Annotated in this window: 24 protein-coding genes; 12 read left to right on the forward strand and 12 right to left on the reverse strand. The window is 36.4% G+C overall.

The window, feature by feature from the left end; genetic code table 11:
- Positions 1 to 92: 92 nt before the first annotated feature.
- Positions 93 to 596: a ferritin gene (locus AAFN87_RS15325; protein WP_347791938.1), complete on the reverse strand. Its 504-nt coding sequence runs from the start codon at positions 594 to 596 to the stop codon at positions 93 to 95.
- 208 nt (positions 597 to 804) lie between these two features.
- Here AAFN87_RS15325 and AAFN87_RS15330 point away from each other — a divergent pair, with 208 nt between their 5' ends.
- On the forward strand, positions 805 to 1887 hold the full coding sequence (locus tag AAFN87_RS15330; protein ID WP_347791939.1) for a mechanosensitive ion channel family protein: 1083 nt from the start codon (positions 805 to 807) through the stop codon (positions 1885 to 1887).
- Between the two features lie 50 nt (positions 1888 to 1937).
- On the opposite strand, the gene AAFN87_RS15335 is transcribed toward AAFN87_RS15330, so the two are convergent.
- From AAFN87_RS15335 to AAFN87_RS15350, 4 genes are all read right to left on the reverse strand, one after another.
- Positions 1938 to 2810 (reverse strand): glycine betaine ABC transporter substrate-binding protein, encoded by an 873-nt coding sequence (locus AAFN87_RS15335; RefSeq protein ID WP_347791940.1) that lies wholly within the window; start codon positions 2808 to 2810, stop codon positions 1938 to 1940.
- A gap of 16 nt (positions 2811 to 2826) precedes the next feature.
- Complete coding sequence (locus AAFN87_RS15340; protein WP_347791942.1) at positions 2827 to 3678, reverse strand: ABC transporter permease; 852 nt, start codon at positions 3676 to 3678, stop codon at positions 2827 to 2829.
- The gene (locus AAFN87_RS15345) at positions 3671 to 4870 is read right to left on the reverse strand and encodes a quaternary amine ABC transporter ATP-binding protein (RefSeq protein ID WP_347791944.1); all 1200 of its coding nucleotides are present in this window, start codon (positions 4868 to 4870) and stop codon (positions 3671 to 3673) included. Before AAFN87_RS15345 ends, AAFN87_RS15340 begins: the two co-directional genes overlap by 8 nt.
- A 179-nt stretch (positions 4871 to 5049) precedes the next feature.
- Complete coding sequence (locus tag AAFN87_RS15350) at positions 5050 to 5739, reverse strand: GntR family transcriptional regulator (protein WP_347791945.1); 690 nt, start codon at positions 5737 to 5739, stop codon at positions 5050 to 5052.
- Positions 5740 to 5952: 213 nt separating this feature from the next.
- Between AAFN87_RS15350 and AAFN87_RS15355 the strand changes: the two genes are divergently transcribed.
- Positions 5953 to 6486, forward strand: a complete 534-nt coding sequence (locus AAFN87_RS15355; RefSeq protein WP_347791946.1) for a GNAT family N-acetyltransferase — start codon at positions 5953 to 5955, stop codon at positions 6484 to 6486.
- Positions 6487 to 6952: 466 nt separating this feature from the next.
- Here AAFN87_RS15355 and AAFN87_RS15360 read toward each other — a convergent pair whose 3' ends face one another.
- From AAFN87_RS15360 to AAFN87_RS15370, 3 genes are read right to left on the reverse strand one after another with little or no spacing between them, the layout of a single operon-like run.
- On the reverse strand, positions 6953 to 7750 hold the full coding sequence (locus AAFN87_RS15360; protein WP_347791947.1) for an ABC transporter permease subunit: 798 nt from the start codon (positions 7748 to 7750) through the stop codon (positions 6953 to 6955).
- On the reverse strand, positions 7747 to 8634 hold the full coding sequence (locus AAFN87_RS15365) for an ABC transporter ATP-binding protein (RefSeq protein WP_347792048.1): 888 nt from the start codon (positions 8632 to 8634) through the stop codon (positions 7747 to 7749). The genes AAFN87_RS15360 and AAFN87_RS15365 overlap by 4 nt, the downstream gene beginning before the upstream one ends.
- A 26-nt stretch (positions 8635 to 8660) precedes the next feature.
- Complete coding sequence (locus AAFN87_RS15370) at positions 8661 to 9296, reverse strand: TetR/AcrR family transcriptional regulator (RefSeq protein ID WP_347791948.1); 636 nt, start codon at positions 9294 to 9296, stop codon at positions 8661 to 8663.
- Between the two features lie 547 nt (positions 9297 to 9843).
- Here AAFN87_RS15370 and AAFN87_RS15375 point away from each other — a divergent pair.
- The 10 genes from AAFN87_RS15375 (at position 9844) to AAFN87_RS15420 (ending at position 19716) form a co-directional block, all read left to right on the forward strand.
- A complete protein-coding gene (locus tag AAFN87_RS15375) occupies positions 9844 to 10359 on the forward strand; it encodes a DinB family protein (RefSeq protein WP_347791949.1) in 516 nt (171 codons plus the stop codon).
- A gap of 269 nt (positions 10360 to 10628) precedes the next feature.
- Entirely contained in the window at positions 10629 to 11321 is a 693-nt protein-coding gene (locus AAFN87_RS15380) for an AIM24 family protein (RefSeq protein WP_347791950.1), read from the forward strand.
- A 392-nt stretch (positions 11322 to 11713) separates the two neighbouring features.
- Positions 11714 to 12040 (forward strand): YnfA family protein, encoded by a 327-nt coding sequence (locus tag AAFN87_RS15385; RefSeq protein ID WP_347792049.1) that lies wholly within the window; start codon positions 11714 to 11716, stop codon positions 12038 to 12040.
- Positions 12041 to 12220: 180 nt separating this feature from the next.
- Positions 12221 to 12376 carry a hypothetical protein gene (locus AAFN87_RS15390; protein ID WP_347791951.1) on the forward strand — a complete coding sequence of 52 codons (156 nt, stop codon included), beginning with the start codon at positions 12221 to 12223 and terminating at the stop codon, positions 12374 to 12376.
- Positions 12377 to 12773: 397 nt separating this feature from the next.
- On the forward strand, positions 12774 to 13559 hold the full coding sequence (locus AAFN87_RS15395) for an ABC transporter ATP-binding protein (protein ID WP_347791952.1): 786 nt from the start codon (positions 12774 to 12776) through the stop codon (positions 13557 to 13559).
- Complete coding sequence (locus AAFN87_RS15400) at positions 13559 to 15187, forward strand: hypothetical protein (RefSeq protein ID WP_347791953.1); 1629 nt, start codon at positions 13559 to 13561, stop codon at positions 15185 to 15187. The genes AAFN87_RS15395 and AAFN87_RS15400 overlap by 1 nt, the downstream gene beginning before the upstream one ends.
- Before the next feature lie 213 nt (positions 15188 to 15400).
- Complete coding sequence (gene efeO / locus AAFN87_RS15405; RefSeq protein ID WP_347791954.1) at positions 15401 to 16279, forward strand: iron uptake system protein EfeO; 879 nt, start codon at positions 15401 to 15403, stop codon at positions 16277 to 16279.
- A gap of 6 nt (positions 16280 to 16285) precedes the next feature.
- Positions 16286 to 17536, forward strand: coding sequence for an iron uptake transporter deferrochelatase/peroxidase subunit (gene efeB, locus AAFN87_RS15410; RefSeq protein ID WP_481886488.1), 1251 nt, complete (start codon positions 16286 to 16288; stop codon positions 17534 to 17536).
- Complete coding sequence (locus AAFN87_RS15415; protein ID WP_347792050.1) at positions 17511 to 19226, forward strand: FTR1 family iron permease; 1716 nt, start codon at positions 17511 to 17513, stop codon at positions 19224 to 19226. The genes efeB and AAFN87_RS15415 overlap by 26 nt, the downstream gene beginning before the upstream one ends.
- A 64-nt stretch (positions 19227 to 19290) precedes the next feature.
- The gene (locus tag AAFN87_RS15420; protein ID WP_347791956.1) at positions 19291 to 19716 is read left to right on the forward strand and encodes a GatB/YqeY domain-containing protein; all 426 of its coding nucleotides are present in this window, start codon (positions 19291 to 19293) and stop codon (positions 19714 to 19716) included.
- 571 nt (positions 19717 to 20287) lie between these two features.
- On the opposite strand, the gene AAFN87_RS15425 is transcribed toward AAFN87_RS15420, so the two are convergent.
- The 4 genes from AAFN87_RS15425 to AAFN87_RS15440 form a co-directional block, all read right to left on the reverse strand.
- A complete protein-coding gene (locus AAFN87_RS15425) occupies positions 20288 to 20632 on the reverse strand; it encodes a YhjD family protein (protein ID WP_347791957.1) in 345 nt (114 codons plus the stop codon).
- A complete protein-coding gene (locus AAFN87_RS15430) occupies positions 20625 to 20951 on the reverse strand; it encodes a YolD-like family protein (RefSeq protein ID WP_347791958.1) in 327 nt (108 codons plus the stop codon). The genes AAFN87_RS15425 and AAFN87_RS15430 overlap by 8 nt, the downstream gene beginning before the upstream one ends.
- 14 nt (positions 20952 to 20965) lie before the next feature.
- Positions 20966 to 22219: a Y-family DNA polymerase gene (locus AAFN87_RS15435; protein WP_347791959.1), complete on the reverse strand. Its 1254-nt coding sequence runs from the start codon at positions 22217 to 22219 to the stop codon at positions 20966 to 20968.
- Positions 22220 to 22334: 115 nt separating this feature from the next.
- On the reverse strand, positions 22335 to 23117 hold the full coding sequence (locus tag AAFN87_RS15440; protein WP_347791960.1) for an AAA family ATPase: 783 nt from the start codon (positions 23115 to 23117) through the stop codon (positions 22335 to 22337).
- Between the last annotated feature and the right edge of the window lie 9 nt (positions 23118 to 23126).

Raw genomic sequence — 23126 nt, forward strand, 5'->3', positions numbered from 1 at the left:
TTCAGTAGCTCTTTGTAATTTTTAGAAAGTCGCCGGTAAATATGCTAAAGTCGCCGATAACAATAAATTTTCATCTGTAAAACTACAAATCCTTAACCCTCAGGAGTAAATGTACGCCCTGCAAGCTCTGCATCTAGCATGAAGATAGCGTTTGAGTCCTTTTCGATGCGGCTAATTTTAGCGATTAAAGTATCGAAAGTAGCTTCTTCCTCCACTTGCTCGTCGATGAACCATTTAAGGAATCCCATTGTTGCATGCTCGCGCTCATCTAGTGCGATATCAGATAAGTTGTATATGCGGCGTGTTACTTCTTTTTCATGCTCTAGCGCTGTTTTAAATGCTTCTAATATAGATGAAAACTCATTTCCAGGGTTTGGAAAGCCGTCGATTGTAGCGCGATAGCCCATATCACTTAAAAAAGTATAAAACTTCATTGCATGGAATCGCTCTTCTTCAGCTTGTACTAAAAAGAAGTTTGCAAAGCCGTCGTATGCTTCATTTGTGCAGTAAGCCGCCATTGCTAAGTAGGCATGTGCTGAATAAAATTCAAAGTTCATTTGATCATTTAATGCTTTGTGTAGTTTTTCTGATAACATCCTATTACCTCCTAAAAAGTGATTAGTTCACTCCATTATGTACTTTATCGGTTTAAATTATATAAACTGAATTAAATCCACTATACTCTTCCTATCCAAATGGATGCAAATGCTTTATATTAAAAAGCTACTGTATGCGAAATTGTTTGCAATACTATAATAATTAATGCTATTATTCAAACGCTATACATAGAAAGGACGATTTAATATGTTGGATTCCATTCGCTGGCTTCTGCCATCTGCTGTAGAGCCAACGATACAAGATGTTTGTATTTCCTTAATTATTCTTGCGGTCGGTTGGCTGTTACAGCAATTCATTATAAAAGTATTTATCAAAAGGTTAGTCGCTTTTTTTGATAAACGTAATAAACCTTTTGAAGCAAGAGTATTGGAGCAATTTAGCCGCTCTATTCGTTTTGCGTTCTTGACATTTGTCATTTTTTTATCCGTTTCTTATTTATTTGAAGTATGGCTTGTCGTACATCCTTCTACTAAAAACCTATTTTGGTCGTTGATGCTTTTCTTCATATTTAAAGGGGTAGCTGACGTTTTCACTTACTATATCGATAATCCAAAATCCTTTGATTTACTAAGTAAAAATCAAGATCATAATTTACTCGCCCCATTTTTTCTGCGAATTGGAAAAGTTCTAGTTATGATTTTTGCGCTTTTCACAATAGCGTCGCTTTGGGATTTTAATTTAAATGGCTTTTTAACCGGAATTGGTCTTACTGGTGTGGCTATTGCATTTGGAATTCGAGATACGCTCGGTCATGTGTTTGGCGGGATGGCGGTTGCGCTTGATAATCCTTTCCAAATCGGGGACTGGGTGGCCACGGAGGACAATAAAATAGAAGGTATAATTGAAGATATTAATCTGCGTAGTACGCTTATTCAAACAGGGGATAAAGGTTTAGTATATGTCCCAAATGCTTATTTTGTGAACCGTCCGATTTATAATTTAACGAAGCGGGAAAAGCGCAAATGCGAACACTATGTCTATGTGTCAACGAATAATGATGAACAGACGCTGCGTGATGCGTGTGATAATGTACGCGAACAAATTTATTTGCACGCTAAAACTGAGAAGGACATCATTTTTGTTTATATCGATGATTTTAGACCTACTGCGTATCGCATTTTAATTCGCTTTTTTGTGACAACGAATGATAGTGGAGAAATGATGGCTGTGCGCCAGGACATATTGTTTGCGCTGAAGCATATTTTTGAGAAGGCACAAATCGAGTACGCACAGGATGATTCCTGGGTACATCAAGAAATTGTTAAGTAAACGAAAAAGCTTGTGAAAAATCAAAGTGATTTTCACAAGCTTTATAATTTTTATTTCACATCCGCAGTCCATTTTTCTACTACATCTGCATTGGCTTTAATCCAATCTGCAGCGGCATCTTTTGGATTTTTACCACCGTTAATCGCTAGCATAACTTCTTCGATATCTTCCGCAGTCCAATTAAATGCATCTAATACTTTATACGCTTCAGGCTTATCTTTTTCTAGCCCTTGACGTACAAACGTATTAATTGTTTCTTCGCCACCATAAATGCCTTCAGGATCATCTAAATATTTTAAATCGTACGATGCGAATTTCCAGTGAGGCGACCAGCCTGTTACAATAATTTCTTCATTATTAGAAATAGCTTGATCTAGAGCGACAGTCATAGCACCTGAAGAAGAAGGGAGCAACGTCCATGATTTTAAGTTAGGATATGTTTTAATCGCATTTTCCGTAGCACTCATAATACCTGCCCCTGGTTCAATTCCTGTAATTGTTGCACCAGCCTCCGCTTTTAAATCTGCAATGGAGTTGACATCCATATAACTTGGTACAACTAAGCCTACTTTCGCGCCTGTTAAATTTTCGCCTAAGTTAACTAATTTATCTCCGTATTTTTCAAGCTGTGCAGCATGGGTAGCAGGTAGCCATCCAGCGACCATCGCATCAGCTTCTTTTTTTGAAACAGCTTCCCACATAATGGCATTATCGAGCGGTGTTAAAGTTACGTCATAGCCAATGTCTTCTAACACTTGACCGACAACATGTGTAGAGGCAACTTCTGTATCCCACTCAACATATGCTAAATTTATTTTCCCTAGTGAATCTGCATCTTTTGTGGAAGAATCTCCACCACAAGCTGCTAGTAATAAGCTAGCACCAATAGCAACAAGACCTAATGTTAATTTACTTTTTCTCATAATAAAAACTCCTTTATCAATTCGTTTTTTTATTTAAACTTTGCGTTAATCGGTCGACGATAATCGCAAAAATAACTAGGCTTAAGCCAGCAACAAAGCCGTTCCCAACTTGCGCTCTTTGTAATGCCGATAATACTTCTCTTCCTAAGCCAGGGGCACCAATCATAGAAGCAATAACGACCATAGATAAAGATAATAGTACAGTTTGATTGATTCCTGCCATGATTGTTGGTTTTGCTAATGGAAGCTCCACTTTAAATAGCTTTTGTGTACTTGTACTACCAAAAGAATCTGCAGCTTCTACTAATTCTTTTGGTACTTGGCGAATCCCTAAATTCGTAAAACGAACGGTAGGGGGTAAGGCGAATATTACGGATGCGAAAACACCCGGTACGACACCTATTCCGAAAAATGCAACTGCAGGTATTAAATAAACAAAGCCAGGCATCGTTTGCATAAAGTCAAGTATTGGTTGAATAATATTTTCTGCAACTTTACTTTTGGACATTAAAATCCCGATAGGAACCCCTAAAATGATAGCAATAACACTAGCAAACAAGACGAGTGTAAAAGTGTTCATTAATTCGTTCCATAAATCTTGATTGTAAATAAAGAGTAATCCTAATAATGAAAATAGTGGCAATCCGAATTTTTTTCCTGTAGCGAAAAAGGCGAGTATAACAACTAGCAAAATGAAAAGGATAGGGGGGATAGCTATTAGTAAATTGGTCACGCTATCCATTAAGGATGAGCCGCCTGTTTGAATGAACTTAAATACTCCGGCAAATGTATCTGTGAACCAATCCATTGCTAATTCAACTGTATTACTCACTGGTATTTTAGGTATTTGGTTTAGTAAATTACTCATGGTTAGCCACCTCCTGAGTAGAAGAGGCAAGCGACTCAATAATTACACCGCGTATTAATATGCCACGCAGTTTTCCTTCATCGACTACGGCAACAGGAGTTGGGCTATCGGAAATAATCGGCAACACATCTTGGATAAGTGTTGTTGGTACGACAGTAGGCATATCTGTTTTAATAAATGATTGTACTGTTTTTTCACCTTTTCTTATTGCTTCAAGTGCGTCATTTGCTGTGATATAGCCTTTAAACTGACGTTGTTTATTTACCGCAATGAGTACACTTATTTCTTCCTCGCGCATCCGTTGTAGTGCAACTTTAGGACCGTCATTTTCGATGTTTACAGTCATCGGACGGACCATTACATTTTCAGCAGTTAACACTTTTGAGCGATCAACGTCCTCTAAAAATGACCGGACATAACCATTGGCTGGATTTGTTAAGATTTCTTCGCCTGTACCTATTTGAATAATTTTTCCGTCTTTCATGATGGCGATACGATCACCTATTCGTAGTGCTTCATTTAAATCGTGCGTAATAAAAATGATTGTTTTTTGTACGTTTGCTTGAAGTTCTAATAATTCGTCTTGCATATCTTTTCGAATTAACGGATCGAGTGCAGAAAAAGCTTCATCCATTAGCAATATTTCTGGATCATTCGCAAGTGCTCTAGCTAAGCCAACACGTTGCTGCATCCCACCTGATAACTGATGTGGGTACTGATCTTTATATGCAAGTAAGCCTGCATTTTGTAAAGCCTTTTCTGCTTTCAATCTTCTATCTTCCTTGGCAATTCCTCTAATTTCTAAGCCGTACTCTGTATTTTCTAGAATTGTTCGGTGAGGGAATAAACCGAAATTTTGAAAAACCATACTCATTTTTTCGCGACGCATATGTTGTAATTGGTTTTTCTTTAGACTTGTAATTTTTTCGCCATCAATGAAAATCTCGCCACTGGTGGGGTCTATCAGCCGATTCAAAAGGCGAATAAGTGTTGACTTCCCACTACCAGATAACCCCATAATGACAAAAATTTCACCTTCTTGAACAGTGAAGTTTGCGTCATAAACACCGACTGTTGCGCCTGTTTTCTGTAATATTTCTGTCTTGCTTTTTTGTTGTTCGACAAGCTTCAATGCATTTGCAGATTGCTTCCCGAAGACTTTGGTGACATGCTCTACTCTTAATTTCTCCATTGGATCACTTCTACTTTCTTGTAAAATATGATTTTGTTACTAGTGTAAATAATAAAGTAACAACTTAATGTTAAATGTAAGTTGTTACTTTTGTCAAATGAATAGGCACGTTTTCAGATTTTTTACAAAAATAAAAAAGCCAAAACAAAGTAGGGAATTTCCTTTGTTTTGACTGTTTATTATAATTGTACTTGTAAAAACTGTTGTGCATTTACTAAAGATTGTTCATCACCTATAAAGTAAATAACATCACCAATATCAAGTGTTGCATACGGACCGGGGGATAGTATTAAGTGATCATTTTTGCGTATACCGACAATTGTTGCTCTTGTGTTTTGCCAAAAATTCATTTCACTTATACTTTTTGATAAGTAAGGACAATTTAATGTGATTTCTAACTGAAAAGGAACAAATGGGTTAATAGAACGAAATCGATTTGTTCGATTAATTAGTTCTTCTGTTGTTTCTTGTAAAGTTGTTAATTCGATCATTTGCTTTTTAATACTTTGTTGAAGTGTTGTTTGTAATGATTTTATCGATTGTACACCCTCTAGTCGGTGTACAAACTTTGCTGCGTTCTCATAAGAGGTAATAATGACGCCACTACCTTTAGTTGCTTCTACAATTTCTAAATCTTGCAATACTGCAATAGCACGACGAGCAGTTTCCGCTGATACGCCATATTGTGAGGCTAGTGACGAACGAGCATAAATTTTTTCCCCAACAATATATTTCTTTTCCACAATTTTTGACGCAATATCTTCTGCGATTGTTTGATATTTCGGCTGTTTAATTTCTAGTTTTTTTGACTCCATTGTTCCTGAACCTCTTTCTTCTAATGTTCCTTCATATCGTACAATATATTTCATAAGAAACATACTTTGATTTTAGAATCTATAATATTTTTGGAGGAATTTACACTCGGACCTTCTCGCAATGGACAGAATAGTTATTGTTTCTTTATACTGTTTGCTATTAATAGTGTTCAATAGGGGTATATTGTAAACGTGCAAAAAATCAAATTAATGCAATGATACAACATAACAGCATGAATAATTTGGAATAGGAATGGAGTATTTATTATGAAAATAACAATTAGACAAGAGCGATTTGAAGATTATGTAACTACTGAAAATGTAGTTCAAGAAGCATTTGCAAATATGGAGATGAGCGATCAAACGGAGCATGAATTAGTAGCGCGAATTAGAAGATCGGATTTTTTTGTACCCGAATTATCTTTAATTGCAGTGGATGCAGAGCACGATAAAATTGTTGGCCATATTTTATTATCGAAAATAAATATTGTGAATGATAATAAAATTTCACCTTCGCTAGCTTTGGCACCTATCTCGGTTTTACCAGCGTATCAAAATCAGGGGATAGGGAAGCTACTAATTACTACTGCATTAAAAAAAGCAACAGAGCTTAATTATCAATCTGTTGTTGTCTTAGGGCATCCGGAGTATTATCCGAAATTTGGATTTAAGAAGGCAAGTTTATGGGGGATAAAAGCACCTTTCGAAGTACCTGATGAAGCATTTATGGCATTGGAGCTAGTACCGCATGCGCTAGATGATGTTTATGGCGTTGTGGAATATCCAAGTGTGTTTTTTTAGTCCTATGTAATAATTGAAATGAATGGTGACGCGGCTATTGCTGAAGGAATCTATCCTGATCCAGCGGTTCTTATGGCATACATTATAATCCAATTGGCTAAAATGAAGAAAACTAAGCGAGTACGGGCGCTCTTCTAATTGTTTCCCATTACATTAGAAGAGCGCACTATTATTCGTTTGACTGTGAAGAATTTTCAGAAGATGCACAATAGAGGTTCATCATCAAAAGGCGGGGGATAACAACAAAATATTTAAAGTGCGTGTTGATTAGAGTGGAGGTTGGGCGAGTGTAGCTGTCGGTAAACCTTTCGCTACAGAGCAAAGCTTCCTGGGGGATTAGCGTCCAAGATGAGACCCTGGACTGAGCTTGCGAGGGAAGCGGCTCATCGGACGCCCCCCGGAAAGCGCCCCAACTGGAACGGAAATCAACCCCAAGTTACGGGTATTAACAATAGATCCACAAGTATTATAAATACAAATCACGTTTAACAAATATACGAACCGCCAAAGTATAACAAACCGCTCCTATTATAAATAGAGAAAGTAACATCCACAATGCTAAAGTATCTTGCGCAATTAATTTTTGGGGATCAAATAAAGAAAAAATAGTTACATATTGAAGCTTTTCTAGTGCACCACCTAGGTTACTAAGTGCTTCAATTAAATAAAACATAATAGGAATACCTACACAATATGCATAAGACGTTTTTAAATCCTTGCTACTGCAAGAAATAAGAAAACAAAAGCCACTTATTGCAAAGTGTAGAAGGAAAAGACCGAAATTTAATGTGATAAAAGCAGCTATATTCAATTCATTTGGAAAAAGCAGTTCACAAAAAATAACGGTTACTGTAGTAGTGATGGAAAGCAGGGCAAAGAGACTAATAATTAAGAAGAATGCTTGTGTCACGACAATTTTTAAACGCGTATTGGGAGTTGTAATGATATATCCCATGGAACCATTATCAATATAACCAATTATTAGTTTATTAGATAACATAATGACGAACACTAATGGCAAAATGAGTAATAAAAATCCATACAAATAAGTAGATAAAAATTCAATTATGGTGTCACCAAAATTACTCATTCCAAATGCCGCCATCAATTCAGGCATTGATTCGGTAAGTTGATTAAGCGTATTGCTCATTTCTGGATTATACATATATACAATACTAATAATATAAAGCATTAACACAGCTATAATAATACTAAATAATTTTATAGATGCTAGAAATTCATGTTTCAGTAAAGTAATGTTCATGATTCTTGGCCTCCAGTTTCGTAATAATGCATAAATATATCTTCGAGTGATTGAGAAATAATATCTAGGTCAACAATATGATAGTGTGCTAATGTTTGAAGCATTACTTGAATTTCACCTTGTACTATAATTATTGCTTTTGTAGGACTTAATTGTTCAGCGACATACGATTCATCCATGAAACGGGATAGTTCACTCTCATTCTGAAATTCAATCATATATTTTTTGGATTTACGTTTTTTTAAGTCTGCTACCTTTTCTGTCGCTACAATTTTTCCAGCATTAATAATCGCCACTCGGTCGCAAGTCTTTTCAACTTCTTCAATCATATGAGAGGACATTAATATTGTCGTTCCTTTTTGTTTTTCAGCTAATATAAATTCAATAAATTTTGTTTGCATGAGCGGGTCTAACCCACTTGTCGGCTCATCAAGAATGACAATCTCAGGGTCGTGCATAAAGGCACAAACTAAGCCAATCTTTTGCTTCATTCCTTTTGACATTTTTTTAATGAGGCCTGTTGCATTTAATTCGAAGTATTCTATTAATTCATCAGCTCTTTTCAAATCATTCAATCCTCGCAACTGAGCAATAAAACGGATAAACTGCTTTCCTGTCATTTTATCTATAAATGCAATTTCACCAGGTAAATAGCCTACGAATTTTTGGATGGTTGCCGTTGATTGACGACAGTCAAGACCTTTAATAGAGCAATGACCTTCTGTCGCTTGTAAAAAGCCCATTAAATGTCGAATAGTTGTTGATTTTCCAGCGCCATTAGGACCTAAAAAACCAAATACCTCTCCTTTTTCTATTTCTAAATTTACATTCTGAATACTATAAAAATCCCCGAATTTTTTAGTTAAACTATGAACCTCAATCATTTTCATGAACAATCTACCCCTTTGTTTTATTTATATAGTAGTTGCTTTAAAAAGAGAAAATAAGAATTGGCCTCTGCTGCACATTGTTCTAGTAGGTTATTAAAAGCATTTTCATCATTTACATGTGCTTTTAACTGTTGATCATACCGTTGATTAATCCCATCGGTTACCCACTGAATAGTGTCTATCGCTTTTTTTACGTCTATATGTTCTTTAAAGAGGGTGAAATCAATGCCTTCAAAAACAGTCTCATATGATTTTTTTTGTAATGTTAAATTGTATTCATTGAGCTCTTGCCTTACATCCGTGCTCGTTTCGGCATAAACCATTTTTAAGAAATCAAATAAATTGTGATATTGCTTCATAAGCTGAAATTTGATTTCTACTATTTGTTCATAACGTTTAAAAATATCAGGTTCCTGCCAATTCAGCCGTGTATTTAGGGCATCGGCAAATATTTCAGTTACATATTCATTTAAAAATAGGTAGAGATTTTTTTTACTTCCAAAGTAATGAAACAAAATACCTTTTGAAATTACCGCTTGCTTAACAATCTTATTTGTTGAAGCGAGGTCGTAAGTATTCGTAGAAAATTCTTTTAATGCTGCATTGATAATAGTTCGACGTTTTTCTTCTTCTAAATTTAAAAATAAAGAGTACAAAATAATTCTCCTTTCTTTTGCTCTTCACCATAATTTTGGGGTGATTTCCGTTGCGCCAGCGTGCTTTCCTGGGGGCGTCCGATGAGCCTCCTCACTACGTTGCGGGGTCTAATCTGTGACGCTAATCCCCAAGGAGTCACGCTGGCTCCACTACAATCAATAAATGCTTTATTAAAATGCCACCCTAACTTTCGGCGATAAACCCTTTGTTTATTATTTATGGTAATTATATACACATTGACCACTGTGGTCAATGTGTATATGTAAAATTATTCTAGTTGTTTAAAACATTGTTTTAATAATATTATTATGCATTTTCAGGCTAGAATAATGTGAAAGGATAAGCGGTGTTTACTTTTTTAGCACACATATCGCGTTGTTTTGTAATGCGCAAAGTGGGGTATAATTTAGCACACGGTGATTGCTATTCCACTATTTCCTTATTTGTTCGATGGAAAGGAAAGTTTAGGAGAATACATTTTCATCGTAGAGAATATATACAAGATAGGAATCAACGTACGTATTTGCATGTGGGGGGATAAATTTCATGAACCAATTAGTAAATGACTATCTGTCTGAAACGAGAAATACACTATTAAAGGAGATTACTGTATTAAGTGATGCCCAATTTAATAGTAAGCCGGGTCTGAATATGTGGAGTATAGCACAAGTTTGCCATCACTTAGTTTTAGTGGAAGAGGCAACTTTAAAGGCTATTGCATGGGGATTAAAAGGGAATAATAGTACTCAACAAGAACGTATACAAATTGACATTATATTATTAGATAGAACGAAAAAGCTTAACGCGCCAAAAATTGTTGAGCCTGATGAAAAACCATTTGAAATTCATCAAATAATTGATTTGTTAAACGATTCGAGAAAAAAATTGATGACTTTTCTTAGTACTATAGAAGATAAATCTATACTGGCAGAAAAATCAGTGGAACATCCTGCTTTAGGTGAACTATTTCTTGGTCAATGGATTGAACAATTATATTTACATGAACAACGACACATTGAACAAATAAAAGAAATAAAATTACTTTTAGTGGCAATGCCTTAATAAGGGTTTTATACGGACTTAAACGTAAAGCTGAAATAGAAATTTAATACTTAAAGTAACTGTGGCGTTAATAGAGGAAGAACTATTAACGCTTTTTTGTTGAGATTAGACAATTATGAAGGGTATTTTACACGGTTGTGAACGTATTATAGAATTCTGTGGATTTTTGAAGTATTTAATTGAATTTTCCTTTCATTCAACTAAATTGGATTATTTTGAAACATTGTTGCGAACTTGTACGTATATGTTAAAAAGTGGAGGTGTGTTGCATGAGTAAATATTCGATTGCTGAATTTATTAAAAATACAGAGCAAGTTGATAAAGGGGAAGGATTTTTTGAATTAGAGACACCGCGTTTGCTGGAGGTGAATCTTAATGGTCTCGTTTGGGCCAAGGCTGGATCAATGATCTCCTATAATGGAAGGATTAAGTTTGAACGAGAAGGTGTTTTAGAGCATGGAATTGGGGCTTTGTTCAAAAAGGCTTTGACAGGTGAAGGGTCGGCCCTGATGAAAGCAAATGGGCAAGGGAAATTGTATCTTGCTGACAGCGGGAAAAAAATTATTATTCTCCATTTACAGAATGAAGCGATTTATGTAAATGGAAATGACCTACTTGCATTCGAACCATCTATTAAACACAATATTAAACTTATGAGGAAAGTATCAAGTATGGTAGCAGGTGGTTTGTTTAATGTTCGGTGCGAAGGGACTGGTATGATTGCTATTACAGCACATTATGAACCACTGACATTACGTGTAACACCAGGAAAACCAATTATTACTGATCCAAATGCAACGGTAGCTTGGTCAGGAAATCTTCAACCTGAATTTCAAACGGATATTTCACTAAAAACTTTCATTGGAAGAGGCAGTGGAGAATCAATTCAAATGAGATTTGAAGGAGACGGTTTTGTCATTGTGCAGCCGTATGAAGAAGTGTATATGCAAGCACAGGACTAATTTCTATTAGTGCAACTACATGATGGATAAATGTACTTTAAGAGGCATTCATTTGGTTATATGAAAATGCTCTATATGAGGTGTTTTTCTGAATGAATACCTCAAGTTATAATATTTTCATAAATTGATTTTCAGATAATGGAAGCGTTAATCCAAGAAGGGTTAACGTTTTTTTATTGTTTTGGAAATCAAAAGTATTTTGCTATTTTATTAGACCTCTAATAGTTTGTGATGTTTTTGATTAACCGCCTATTGTGAGACCAACTAAAATAAACGAGGTGCTCTACTTCAGAAAGGAGTAGAGCCTTTTCTAATTCGCAAACTTTGCAGATTAATTCAATAAGAATAAGGTATAATTTTTTTATACTATACTGTTTTAGGAAGTGGTCTAAATTATTTACGCAATTGTTTTGTTTATACTTGCGGGATTAGCTGAGATTGGCGGAGGTTATTTGATTTGGCTGTGGTTACGAGAAGGTAAACCCTATTATTGGGGAATAGGTGGAGGAATAGCCTTAGCCTTATATGGTGTTATTGCTACATTTCAATCATTTCCATCGTTCGGAAGAGTTTATGCTGCCTACGGAGGAGTATTTATCGTTCTTTCAGTACTATGGGGATGGGGAATTGATAAAAAAACACCTGATTTATACGATTGGGTAGGTGCAGGAATATGCTTAGTAGGTGTTGCAGTTATGTTATTAGCGCCACGTCAATAATAGGGAACACGTCACTTATTCAAGTATTGGTGATTTAGTGCAATACAAAGATACATTTTTATTATTCTAGCTCATGTCCATAACCGCGCATTTTATTAAGTCAGTTAAATTTTGCTGGTAGTAAGATATGCGGATAAAATATCATTTATCGCTCACATTAATAGTGGAGGTGATAGGAAAATGGGTAACAATAAACATAAAAACAACAAAACACAAGATAACAAAAAACAACAAAATCAAAATCAAAATGCTAACAGAGAGCGTGCAAACAGAGAAGAGTTCGCTACGGAAGTAGACTTCGATCGTAATCAAAATCAAAATCATAATAAACGTTAGTAATGATCAATGTTGTTCCCTTAAGCGTGGCAAATAATTCTGAGGTTCAGCTATGAGCGATACTTGCTATTGTCTTTTTTTCGGTAGCATTTAACTGCTTACCCCCAAGCGCTCGCATAATATCATAATTAAAGCAACCATTATCTGAAACGCCTAAAACCCTTAATGAATAGGGGTTTTGGGCGTTTTTGATTAGCCATTCAAGTTATAGAAAGAAGGATGAATGTGATTTTTTCCTTTTTCGCACTAATTTATTAGGTTAGTCCCGCTAAACAATTGTAATATATGGTAAAATTAACTAAAATTCTTTTTTGATGCTTATCTGTTTGATACTACAAATTATTTGTATTTAGGGAACTAAAACAAAATAGGTCTTTATATAAAAAGGAGATACAAAATGACTCAACAGGACATTTTGACGATTACGAATTTGTCAAAGAGCTACGGTAACAAGGAAATATTAAAAGGAATTGATTTGCATATCTCTGGTGGTGAAATAATTGGCTACATCGGTCCGAACGGCGCTGGAAAAAGTACAACGATAAAAATCATTATGGGGATTGAAGGTGAATATACCGGAGAAATTAAACTTTTTGGTGAGAATATCGAGCAAAATCCTATTCAATACAAACGAAGAATTGGCTATGTACCGGAAATAGCTGATGTTTATGATAATTTAACAGGTTATGAATATTTGACCTTCATCGGCCAGCTTTATGGACTAGATTTACTTATGGCTGCTAATAAATCTAAAACATTAATGGAACTATTTGGGGTTGGAGAGGCGTATCATGCAAGAATTTCTTCTTATTCGAAAGGGATGCGGCAAAAGCTGTTAATTATTTCGAGCCTCTTACATAATCCTGATTTACTGTTTTTGGATGAACCGATAAATGGATTGGATGCTAATAGTGTGATGATTTTTAAAGAAATTTTGTCTCAACTGGCTGCCCAAGGAAAGACAATATTTTATTCTTCCCATCTCATGGATGTTGTCGAAAAAATCAGTAGCCGCATTATACTGTTGTATGATGGCAAAGTGGCTGCCGATGGGACATTTGCGCAACTACAAGCAGACAATACCGCAGGAACGCTAGAGGGGATTTTCAACCAATTAACTGGCTTCCATAACTATAAAGAAATTGGCGAACAATTTGTTTCTGTTGTGCAAGAGGTGAAGTGATGAAAGATTTTAAATCATTACAGCTGCTTGATAAGGTACGGTTTATATTTATTAACTTAGGTATTGATTATGCGGTTATGAGACAAATCCTCCATATAAAGCTGACAATGGATGAGCGTAGAGTTCCGACATTATTTAACCAATCAGCAAATAAAAAAAGCGAAGATCAAAAATATGGGTACATCAAGTCTTTATGGATTTATGTGTTAATCAGTCTTGTGCTTATTCCTTTTATCGGATTTGGAGAGAATTTTCTATTCCAGATGACTATTACGTATGCAATCCTTATTTTTATGATTATGACTTCGATGATTTCTGATTTTTCTTCCGTACTATTGGACGTACGAGACAGAACTATTCTCACAACGAAGCCGATTAGTGCCAAAACAGTAAATGCAGCTAAATTTATGCATATCTTGATCTATTTAACGTATTTAACAATAGCTTTGACAGCGATACCGCTTTTAGTCGGACTTTTTAAACAAGGGATTTTGTTCTTCCTCTTAACTGTATTTGAACTCGTGTTAATCAACATTTTTATCGTTGTTCTTACTGCGATGTTATATATTGCAATTTTGAGATTCTTCGATGGCGAAAGACTGAAGGATATGATCAATTATGTACAAATTGGCTTGTCATTAGTAATGATGATTGGCTATCAATTCCTCGTGAGGTCTTTTGAACTTGTTAATATTAATATTGCAGTGGATATTCATTGGTGGAGTATTTTCCTTATCCCGATGTGGTTCGCTGCTCCATATGAGTTACTGCTGAATGGAGATCAGTCTTTATTAACAGTAGTATTCAGCATATTCTCCATCGTCATCCCAATCGTATCCATATGGCTTTACATAAAGCTAATTCCTGCCTTTGAACGCAACTTGCAAAAACTATTAAGCATTAGCAAGTCGAAAAAGGAAAAGACAAATAGACTGAAGGAATTTTCAATCAAGTTCATTTGCCGAACAAGTGAGGAAAGAGCTATTTATCGTTTTGCCTCGCTCATGATGAAACAAGAGCGAGAATTCAAATTGAAAATATACCCATCTTTAGGCTTTTCTTTTGTTATTCCATTCATTTTTATGTTAAACGTCGTCAGAGCAGAAAACGTTAATTATTCTGTTAGCATGAGCTATTTAAATATCTATTTCAGCATGCTCATTATTCCTGCTGCGGTGCTTATGCTAGGTCATTCAGAAAAGTATAAAGCGGCTTGGATATATAAAGTACTTCCAATTAAAAACTACACCGAATTAAAAAAAGGAAGCTTAAAAGCATTTCTGATTAAGTTGTATATTCCATTATATGTTGTTTTAAGCATTGTCTTTTGCTTTATTTATGGAACAAGAATTATCCCAGATTTATTGGCTGTTTTAGTAGCAAGCTGTTTGTACACCGTAATTTGTTACATCGGCTACGGAAGCACCATTCCTTTTACGAAGCCTAATAATGAAACAGTCAATGCGCAGGGCTGGAAATCTTTTGTGCTTTTTATACCTTTAGCTTTACTTGCTGGTATACATTATTTCATGGCAACAAATATTTCCTATGGCACAATCATTTATTTAGCCACGCTTGTATTCGTGAATTTGATAGTTTGGAAACTTGTCTTTCAACGTGCTAAATAACATTTTAATAATAGTTTATTATTAAGGAGAGCTTTAAAAAGGATGCTATTTGCCTTTTTAAAGCTCTTTTTTTGAAAATTACTCGAAAATACTTGATTAAAACTCATTTTATAAAAATATTTCTAAATTAATATAGTTTCTAAAAAAATGTAATTGCAATTTTAAACGACAATGATTATCATTGAGAATGTTAATTAGAAAGTAGGGGTTATTTTGAAATTTAATTCATTAAAGTTTAAATCGTTATCAGCGATTATTTTAACAGGAAGCTTATTATTAGGTGCTTGCAGTAGCGACGATGCTAAACAGCAACAAACGCAAGGTGAGCAACAACAGATAGAAACAACTAGTGTAGATTTATCAATACAATTAGAACAATACAAAGCCTTTGCTTTAGAGCAAATGGACCAATTTTTAATTGAGACAGAAAACTTTGTGAATTTATTTAAAGTGGGCGATGTAGAAGGCGCAAAAGCTGCATATGCACCTGCGCGCATGTACTTTGAACGATCTGAGCCAATAGCAGAAAGCTTTGGCGATCTTGACCCTCGTATCGATGGACGCTTAGCTGATATTGAGGAAGAAGGGCATGGCAAAGAAGAATGGACTGGCTACCATAAGCTTGAATATGCACTTTGGGTTGAAGGTACGACAGAAGGCTACGAAGCAGTTGCTGACCAACTACTTGCAGATGTTAAAGAACTTCATGCACTTGTGACAACTGTTGAAGTTACACCTGATTTAATGATTACAGGTGCAGTGGATTTATTAAACGAAGTATCGACTTCAAAAATTACTGGTGAAGAGGAAATCTACTCGCATACAGACCTTTATGACTTTAAAGCAAATATCGAAGGCGCAGAAAAAATCTTCGCTATTTTACGAGAAAAGATTGCAGCAAAAGATGCTAATTTAGTAGCAACACTAGATGAAAAATTCAAAGCTGTCGATGATTTATTAGCTCTTCACGCAACAACTGATGGTGGCTATAAATCTTATGAGGAATTAACTGCAGAAGATACGAAAGCACTCGCAACAGCAGTGAACCAACTTGGTGAACCATTAAGTCAAATGGGGATTATTTTGGAGTGATGAATGATGTCTAACCAAGACGGAAAATGGTGGAATAAGAAGATCTCAAGACGAGATATGTTGAAACTAACTGGCGCCGGTGCAGCCGGTGTTGCCATTGGCGCATCAGGTTTTGGCGGTGTCATGAACGCGATGGGCTACGATGTTTTCGAGTCTGTCGTAGGGGATGCATCGAATAAAGTAGAGTTCTATGGTAAACATCAGGCGGGCATTACGACACCCGTTCAAAAACACGTTTTCTTTGCGGCATTAACAGTTGTGTCGTCAAAAGAAGATTTACGAGAGTTGTTTAAAAAATGGACACCACTTGTTGTGCGTTTAACGAACGGTGAATTAATGGCAGATCCATCAACAAATACACGTATACCAACATCGGATACAGGTGAATCAGTAGGACTTGATGCGTCGAATTTAACGATTACGTTCGGCGTGGGACCTTCACTTTTTGACAAGTTCCATATTAGTCATTTAAAGCCTTCAGAGCTTGTTGATTTACCGCATTTTCCGAAAGATCAGTTAGTTGAAGAATGGACAGGTGGCGACTTGTGTATTCAAGCATGTGCCGATGATCCGCAAGTAGCTTTTCATGCGGTCCGCAATTTAGTACGTGCTGGTTCTGGGAAAGTTGAGATTAAATGGTCACAAGCCGGATTTACATCGTTTCCAGCAGATGGGAGTACACCGCGTAATTTATTTGCCTTTAAAGACGGCTCTGTTAATCCATCAAAGAAAGAAGAAAATGATGTTATTTGGATACAGCCAGGTGAATCGAAAAGCTGGCTCACTGGAGGTACTTATTTAGTTGCTCGAAAAATTCAAATGCATCTTGAAACTTGGGATCGTACCTCATTAAAAGATCAAGAAGCAACATTTGGTCGTTATCGTGATAGTGGTGCTGTGTTTGGAAAAAAAGGCGAGTTTGATGATTTTGATGTTGAAGAAAAAGATGTAAATAGCAATTATATAATTCCTGATACATCACATGTGCATCTTGCACGAAAGTCTGGTGCACAAATGCTTAGACGTTCCTATTCTTATGCGTCTGGCGTCATGACTAAGACAGGTGCTCACGATGCAGGATTATTATTTATTTCGTTCCAAAAACATCCGTCGCAATTCATTAAAGTACAAAATAGCTTAGGTCGTATGGATAAATTGAATGAGTATGTTACCCACCGAGGCAGTGCGTTATTTGCCTGCTTCCCTGGTGTACAAAAGGGGAGTTATATTGGTGAAGCATTTTTTAACGCGTTGTAGTTTGATTTTTTTGATTTGCTGTTTATTTATTCATCCTGTACAAGCAGCGAATTCTTATAGCTCGGTTTATATTACGATTAGCGATATTATGATGAGTACGAAACAGGATAAAGAAACTGAGGCTCAGCAAGCAATTGCGGATTTACAGGCACAATGGGCAATGGTTACTTCTACCGAAACAGCAGCTAAGGAGAAAGTAGATGCCGCCATTAATGGGGTTGTACAAGCAGCGTCAAAAGAAGAGCGTCTATCTGCTTTAACGTCGCTATCCCATGCACTTGTTGCACTTGAGAAGCTTGAAAATCCTGTCGATGAAGAGGGAGAGCGTGCCAATTTTGCTGAAAAATTTCGTCCAGTGATGAAAGATTTTGAAGCAGCGCTTGCTACAGCAAATATTGAAACAATTGATTTAGCTTATAAATCAATGAACAGTCGCTGGAATAAATACGAAAGACCTATTCGTGAACAAAACATCGCAATGTACGGTCAAATTGAAACTCAGTTAGCATTTATTCGGATTTCATTAGCTGCTGAAGAAGTCGATTTAGCACTTATTGAAAGCCAGTACAATGAATTTAAAACATCTATAGAAAGCTTTATTGCAGGTGAAGAAACGTCTACTGTGGTAGGTGACTATTCATTATCGACATTAATTACATTAATAGATGAAGCACAAGCCGCCATTGATGCAGGTGAATTCCAAGTTGCATCGGATGCACTTCGAGAATTTATCGTTGTGTGGCCAAGTGTGGAAATGGAAATTTCAACACACAACGGTAGTCTTTATAAAAAACTTGAAAGTGATATACCTATTTTAGTAAGTTCTTTATTAAAATCAGATGTTGATACTGCTACAATTAACGACAAACTGACTAAATACCGAACAGAAATTGAACTTATTCAAGGTCAAACAGGGTATTCATTCTGGGATTCTGCACTAATTTTATTACGTGAAGGGCTTGAGGCGCTTCTTATTATTTTAGCGCTCGTATCGGCTTTAAATAAATCTGGTTATGCTCATTTACGTAAATGGATTTTTGTTGGTGCAATTGCTGGAATGGCGGTATCGGCTTTAGTAGCCATATTAATGTCAACTCTTTGGAATACCGCAACAATTGATACGAATCGTGAAGTAATGGAAGGCTATGTCGGTCTTGCCGCTGCCGCACTGATGATTGGTGTAGGTATATGGCTACATAATAAATCGAGTGTTGCGAGCTGGAACCGTTATATTTCAAAACAAATGAATAATGCGATTTCAAGCGGCTCTATATTTGCTATGGCATCTGTTAGCTTTTTATCCGTATTTCGTGAAGGGGCGGAAACACTTGTATTTTATGCTGGGATTGCTCCCAAAATGGAAACATCTCAATTTGTCTTCGGGATTGCTGTAGCACTTGCTATTTTAGTTGTTATTGGAGTTGTTTTATTTAAATTAAGTGGCAAGCTACCGATTCATAAATTATTTGCAGTTGCAACGGTGATGATTTATGTACTTGCCTTTAAAATTATTGGTGTGAGTATTCATACATTACAATTAACGAATAAGCTGTCCACGACTATTGTTGATGGGTTGCCGGTGATTAACAGTATCGGCTTCTATCCAACTGTAGAAACAATTATTGGACAGGCGGTTTTAGTTGTCGTTGTTATAATAACAATTGTCTATAAACGCCTTCAACAGCGCTAACCCACTGTATTTATTCAATCCGTGGTACAATATGAGATATTTGAATACAAAGGAGTGACTTGCAGTGTTAAAAACAGCTGTATTTGAACAATTAAAAACCGCAATGAAAGAAAAAGATGTACTAGCAAAGGGCGTCTTAACATTATTGAAATCTGCACTTGATAATGCAGAAAAGGAAAAAGGTACAGCCCTTACTAGCGAAGAAGAAATTGCGATTGTCAATCGTGAAATTAAACAAACAAATCAAGCATTAGAAGGTGCACAAAATGCTGGACGTGCAGATTTAATCGAAAAAGAACAAGCAAAGCTAGCACTTTTAAAGCAATTTTTACCTGAACAATTATCAGAAGAGAAAATTGTTGAAATGCTGACGGCTGCAGGCGTTGTAAAAGGCATGAATATGGGAGACGCTATGAAAATCGCGAAGCCATTACTTGCTGGTAAAGCAGATGGCGCTGTTATGTCAAAAGTCGTTAAAAGCTTAATTTAATTTTTGAGGGGAGTGACTATTTGTTGCTCTCCTTTTTTATTTGAGGTGGATTTTCTGTGGCATATTTTACCACGGGTTAGAGAACAATCAGGCCTTACTTTGCACTACTAATCAAACACTTCTATGCACTAGAAGATGATCATTTATTTAGTTGACTCTAAGATCTCAAACGAGCAATTTCGCATACTATGCAATATTTCATTACGCGATGCAGCAAAAAGATTACTATCTATCTAAATTGGTTATTTTTAAACACGCGCGATACACATTATGATGGAATTTCTGCGCAAATACTTATTATGTACTCTGACAAAAGTAATAATTCGCCCGTGGGAGGTTAATTTTCGCCCGTGGGACACTTGTTTTCGCTCGTGGGAAGCCGTTTTTCGCCCGTGGGAACACGCATTTCGCCCGTGGGACATCGATTGCATCGGGGTACCGCTTTTTTCTGGATCGTTTTTCGCTGGGGGACCACTTTTTTCTCAGGGCTTCTCGTTTTTAGCCAGTGATACACGTATTTTCGCTCGCTTGGGGGAACAGGGGGAGGAGGCTGCTAGATTTTCTAGCAACCTTACTGTATTCGTGAAACTAATAGCTCCTCAACGCTTTGTTTTAAATGGTGATTCGCATAGCGGATTACCTCATCATTGCCTACCGTTGTTACATATAAATCACTAAAATAATCGTCAATTCGTTGCCAGCGTATAATGCGGATGTGTTGTTTTTGTAATATCTTTTTTAATGTGAAATGTTCTTGCTGCAAGCTTTTTAATAGCGCATCAAGTTTTATAAAATATATTTTATGCATTTTTAATGGTAATGCTTCAATTAGTGGATAATCATGTTGCACGGAGCGTAATGCTAAGTCAAGTAGTATAAATTGATGTAGTATTTTCCGATTTTCAAGATCAATCACAGGCCTCAGCTTCTACACAATAAATATGTGAAAAGGAAATACGCTGCTCACCATTTAATACAAGGGAACGGTGATTAGTATCGAGCTTTGTAATAACTCCTTCATAACAGTGCCGATCACTTCCTTCATGCGTGAAAATTTGTACCGAACATTTTTGCCAAAAGGCATGTGAAATCATTCGTTCTATATGCTCTAACTCCCACTCAGATAAATCGGGTGCAGGAGAAAATTCATCATTATTCTTCCAATCACGTAGTAGCTTAACATGCTCGGGTAGCATAAGCGCATTCCATTTTATAGTGCCGCGATCTTTTAACATTTGTCATCACTTCCTTATCTTAAATGCCCACCAACTAATTGTTCCCTTGATCTTGCAGTACCGCTCGCTGTATAAGAGACCGCACGTAATAAAGATGTAGAGCCAAACTTATGTCGAATGGCGTCCATCGTATGTCCTAGCATATGGCGTTGTTCTTTTTTCGAATCGAATAAATCAAGTTGAACACTAGTCGTTGGCTCTAAATTGCTAATACGTACCGTCACTTGACGAGCCGGACGTTCAGCAAAGTGCATATCGAATAGTTGCAAACATGCTTTATACATTGTCATCGTTTCGTTTGTTGGTTCGTTAAGTGTCAGTGAGCGGAGAAAGCCTTTTGTATCAGCTTTTTCACTATAAGACAGACCTAGAGAAACTGTACGTCCTATAAAGCCTGCCTCACGTGTACGTCGCATCACATCTTCACACATCTCTAGTATAACGACCGCAATTTCAGTTCGTGTTTTATAATCACGCATTAACATTTGACCTTTGCCGAAACTAATCTGACCACTTACCATAGGTTCTCCAAGTGTCGATAAATCAATTCCCCAGGCGTGATAATATAGCTGATTGCCAAGAATACCAAAGCGTTTTTCAAGCGTTGCTAAATTTGTATGTGCCAAATCGTACATTGAGAAAATACCACTATCATTTAAATTTGCCTCTGTCCGTCGACCGATTCCCCATACGTCAGATAAGTTTTTAATTGGCCATAGTTTTTTCGGGATATCTTCATATGTCCACCTTGCAAAGCCTGTTTTCTTTGCTTCTAAATCAAGCGCTAGTTTAGCCATCAGCATATTAGGTCCCAATCCAACAGAGCTGGCAATATTAAATTGCTGCAAAATATAATATTGAATCTTCTTTGCTGCTTCTTCAGGACTCCCTAATAATTTTTCAGTTCCTGTTAAATCGATAAAACTTTCATCAACGCTGTACACATGAATGGCTTCAGGTGGCACATACTTTGCTATGAGTTGTGTAATAGCCATCGACATCTTTAAAAAGAAGCTCATTTTTGGCTCAAATAGGCGAATGTCTGGATGATTAGGAATTTCAAAACGACGATTACCTGTTTTAATACGAAAGCGTCTTTTCATTGCGGGGCTTGCTGCAAGTACAACACTGCCTGGTTGGTTAAAGTTAGCGATTATTGCAAGAGGTACTTGTTCGATATCTAACCCTTCAATCATAGCAATGCAACTTGCGTAAAAACTTTTCATATCAATACATATAATGTTGCGATTTGGCATGTTTTCGTACATAATAATGACCCCTCTTAAGAACGTTTGTTCCCATTATACAAACAAGTGTTCTTATTTTCAAGCGAAAACAAATAAAAAAAAGGCGTTCTCTCAAAAAAATGAGAAACACCTTTCATTAATCAAGTAAATAGCGTAAATACCGGGCTGGATCATTTAAAAAATCACGTGTTAATTGCACATGTTCTAACTCATTAAAAGCCGTTTCACTCAAGCGATCCTCCTTTATTTCAAGCAATGTAGCGCCTGGGAATGCCATTAATATAGGCGAATGTGTGGAAATAATGAATTGTGCACCTTGCTTCACCATGTCGCCCATCATAGCAATAAGTGTTAACTGCTTATTCGGTGATAAAGGCGCTTCAGGCTCATCCAATAAATATAAGCCATCAGGACGAAAGCGTGCTTCAAACAATTCTAAAAAGCTTTCCCCATGTGAACGGAATTCAAGTCCTTCCCCATATAAATTTTGCAAATCGTATAAAGTACGTGCATGTGGCATAATCGCATAGCTATGTGGGTCCTTCTTTGTAATTTCAGCAATATTAAACTGTGCTTCCAGCCGAGTTGCTGTCACTTGTTGAATAAATGTAATAAAATCCGATGCGCGAAAGAAAAATCCTTTGTTCGTTCGGGTCGTCCACGTAAATTTCATTGCCTCACTCAGTGCATAGCTGGCGGGGAAGTGGCGTTCATTCATTTGCTCACCACTAATTAAAATGCTTTCTTGTGCAGCTGCAATTGCTTCAAGTAATGTCGTTTTGCCACTACCATTTTCACCGACGAAAATCGTGACAGGAGATTTGAAATCAATCGTCTCGAGTGTTTGGAAAAGTGGTAAATTAAAAGGATACGTGTCACGCTGCCTTTGCTGCTTCATTTGTAATTGTTTTAAAATCATGGCGTTCAC

The organism is Solibacillus sp. CAU 1738 (assembly GCF_039888725.1).
Taxonomy (GTDB): domain Bacteria; phylum Bacillota; class Bacilli; order Bacillales_A; family Planococcaceae; genus Metasolibacillus.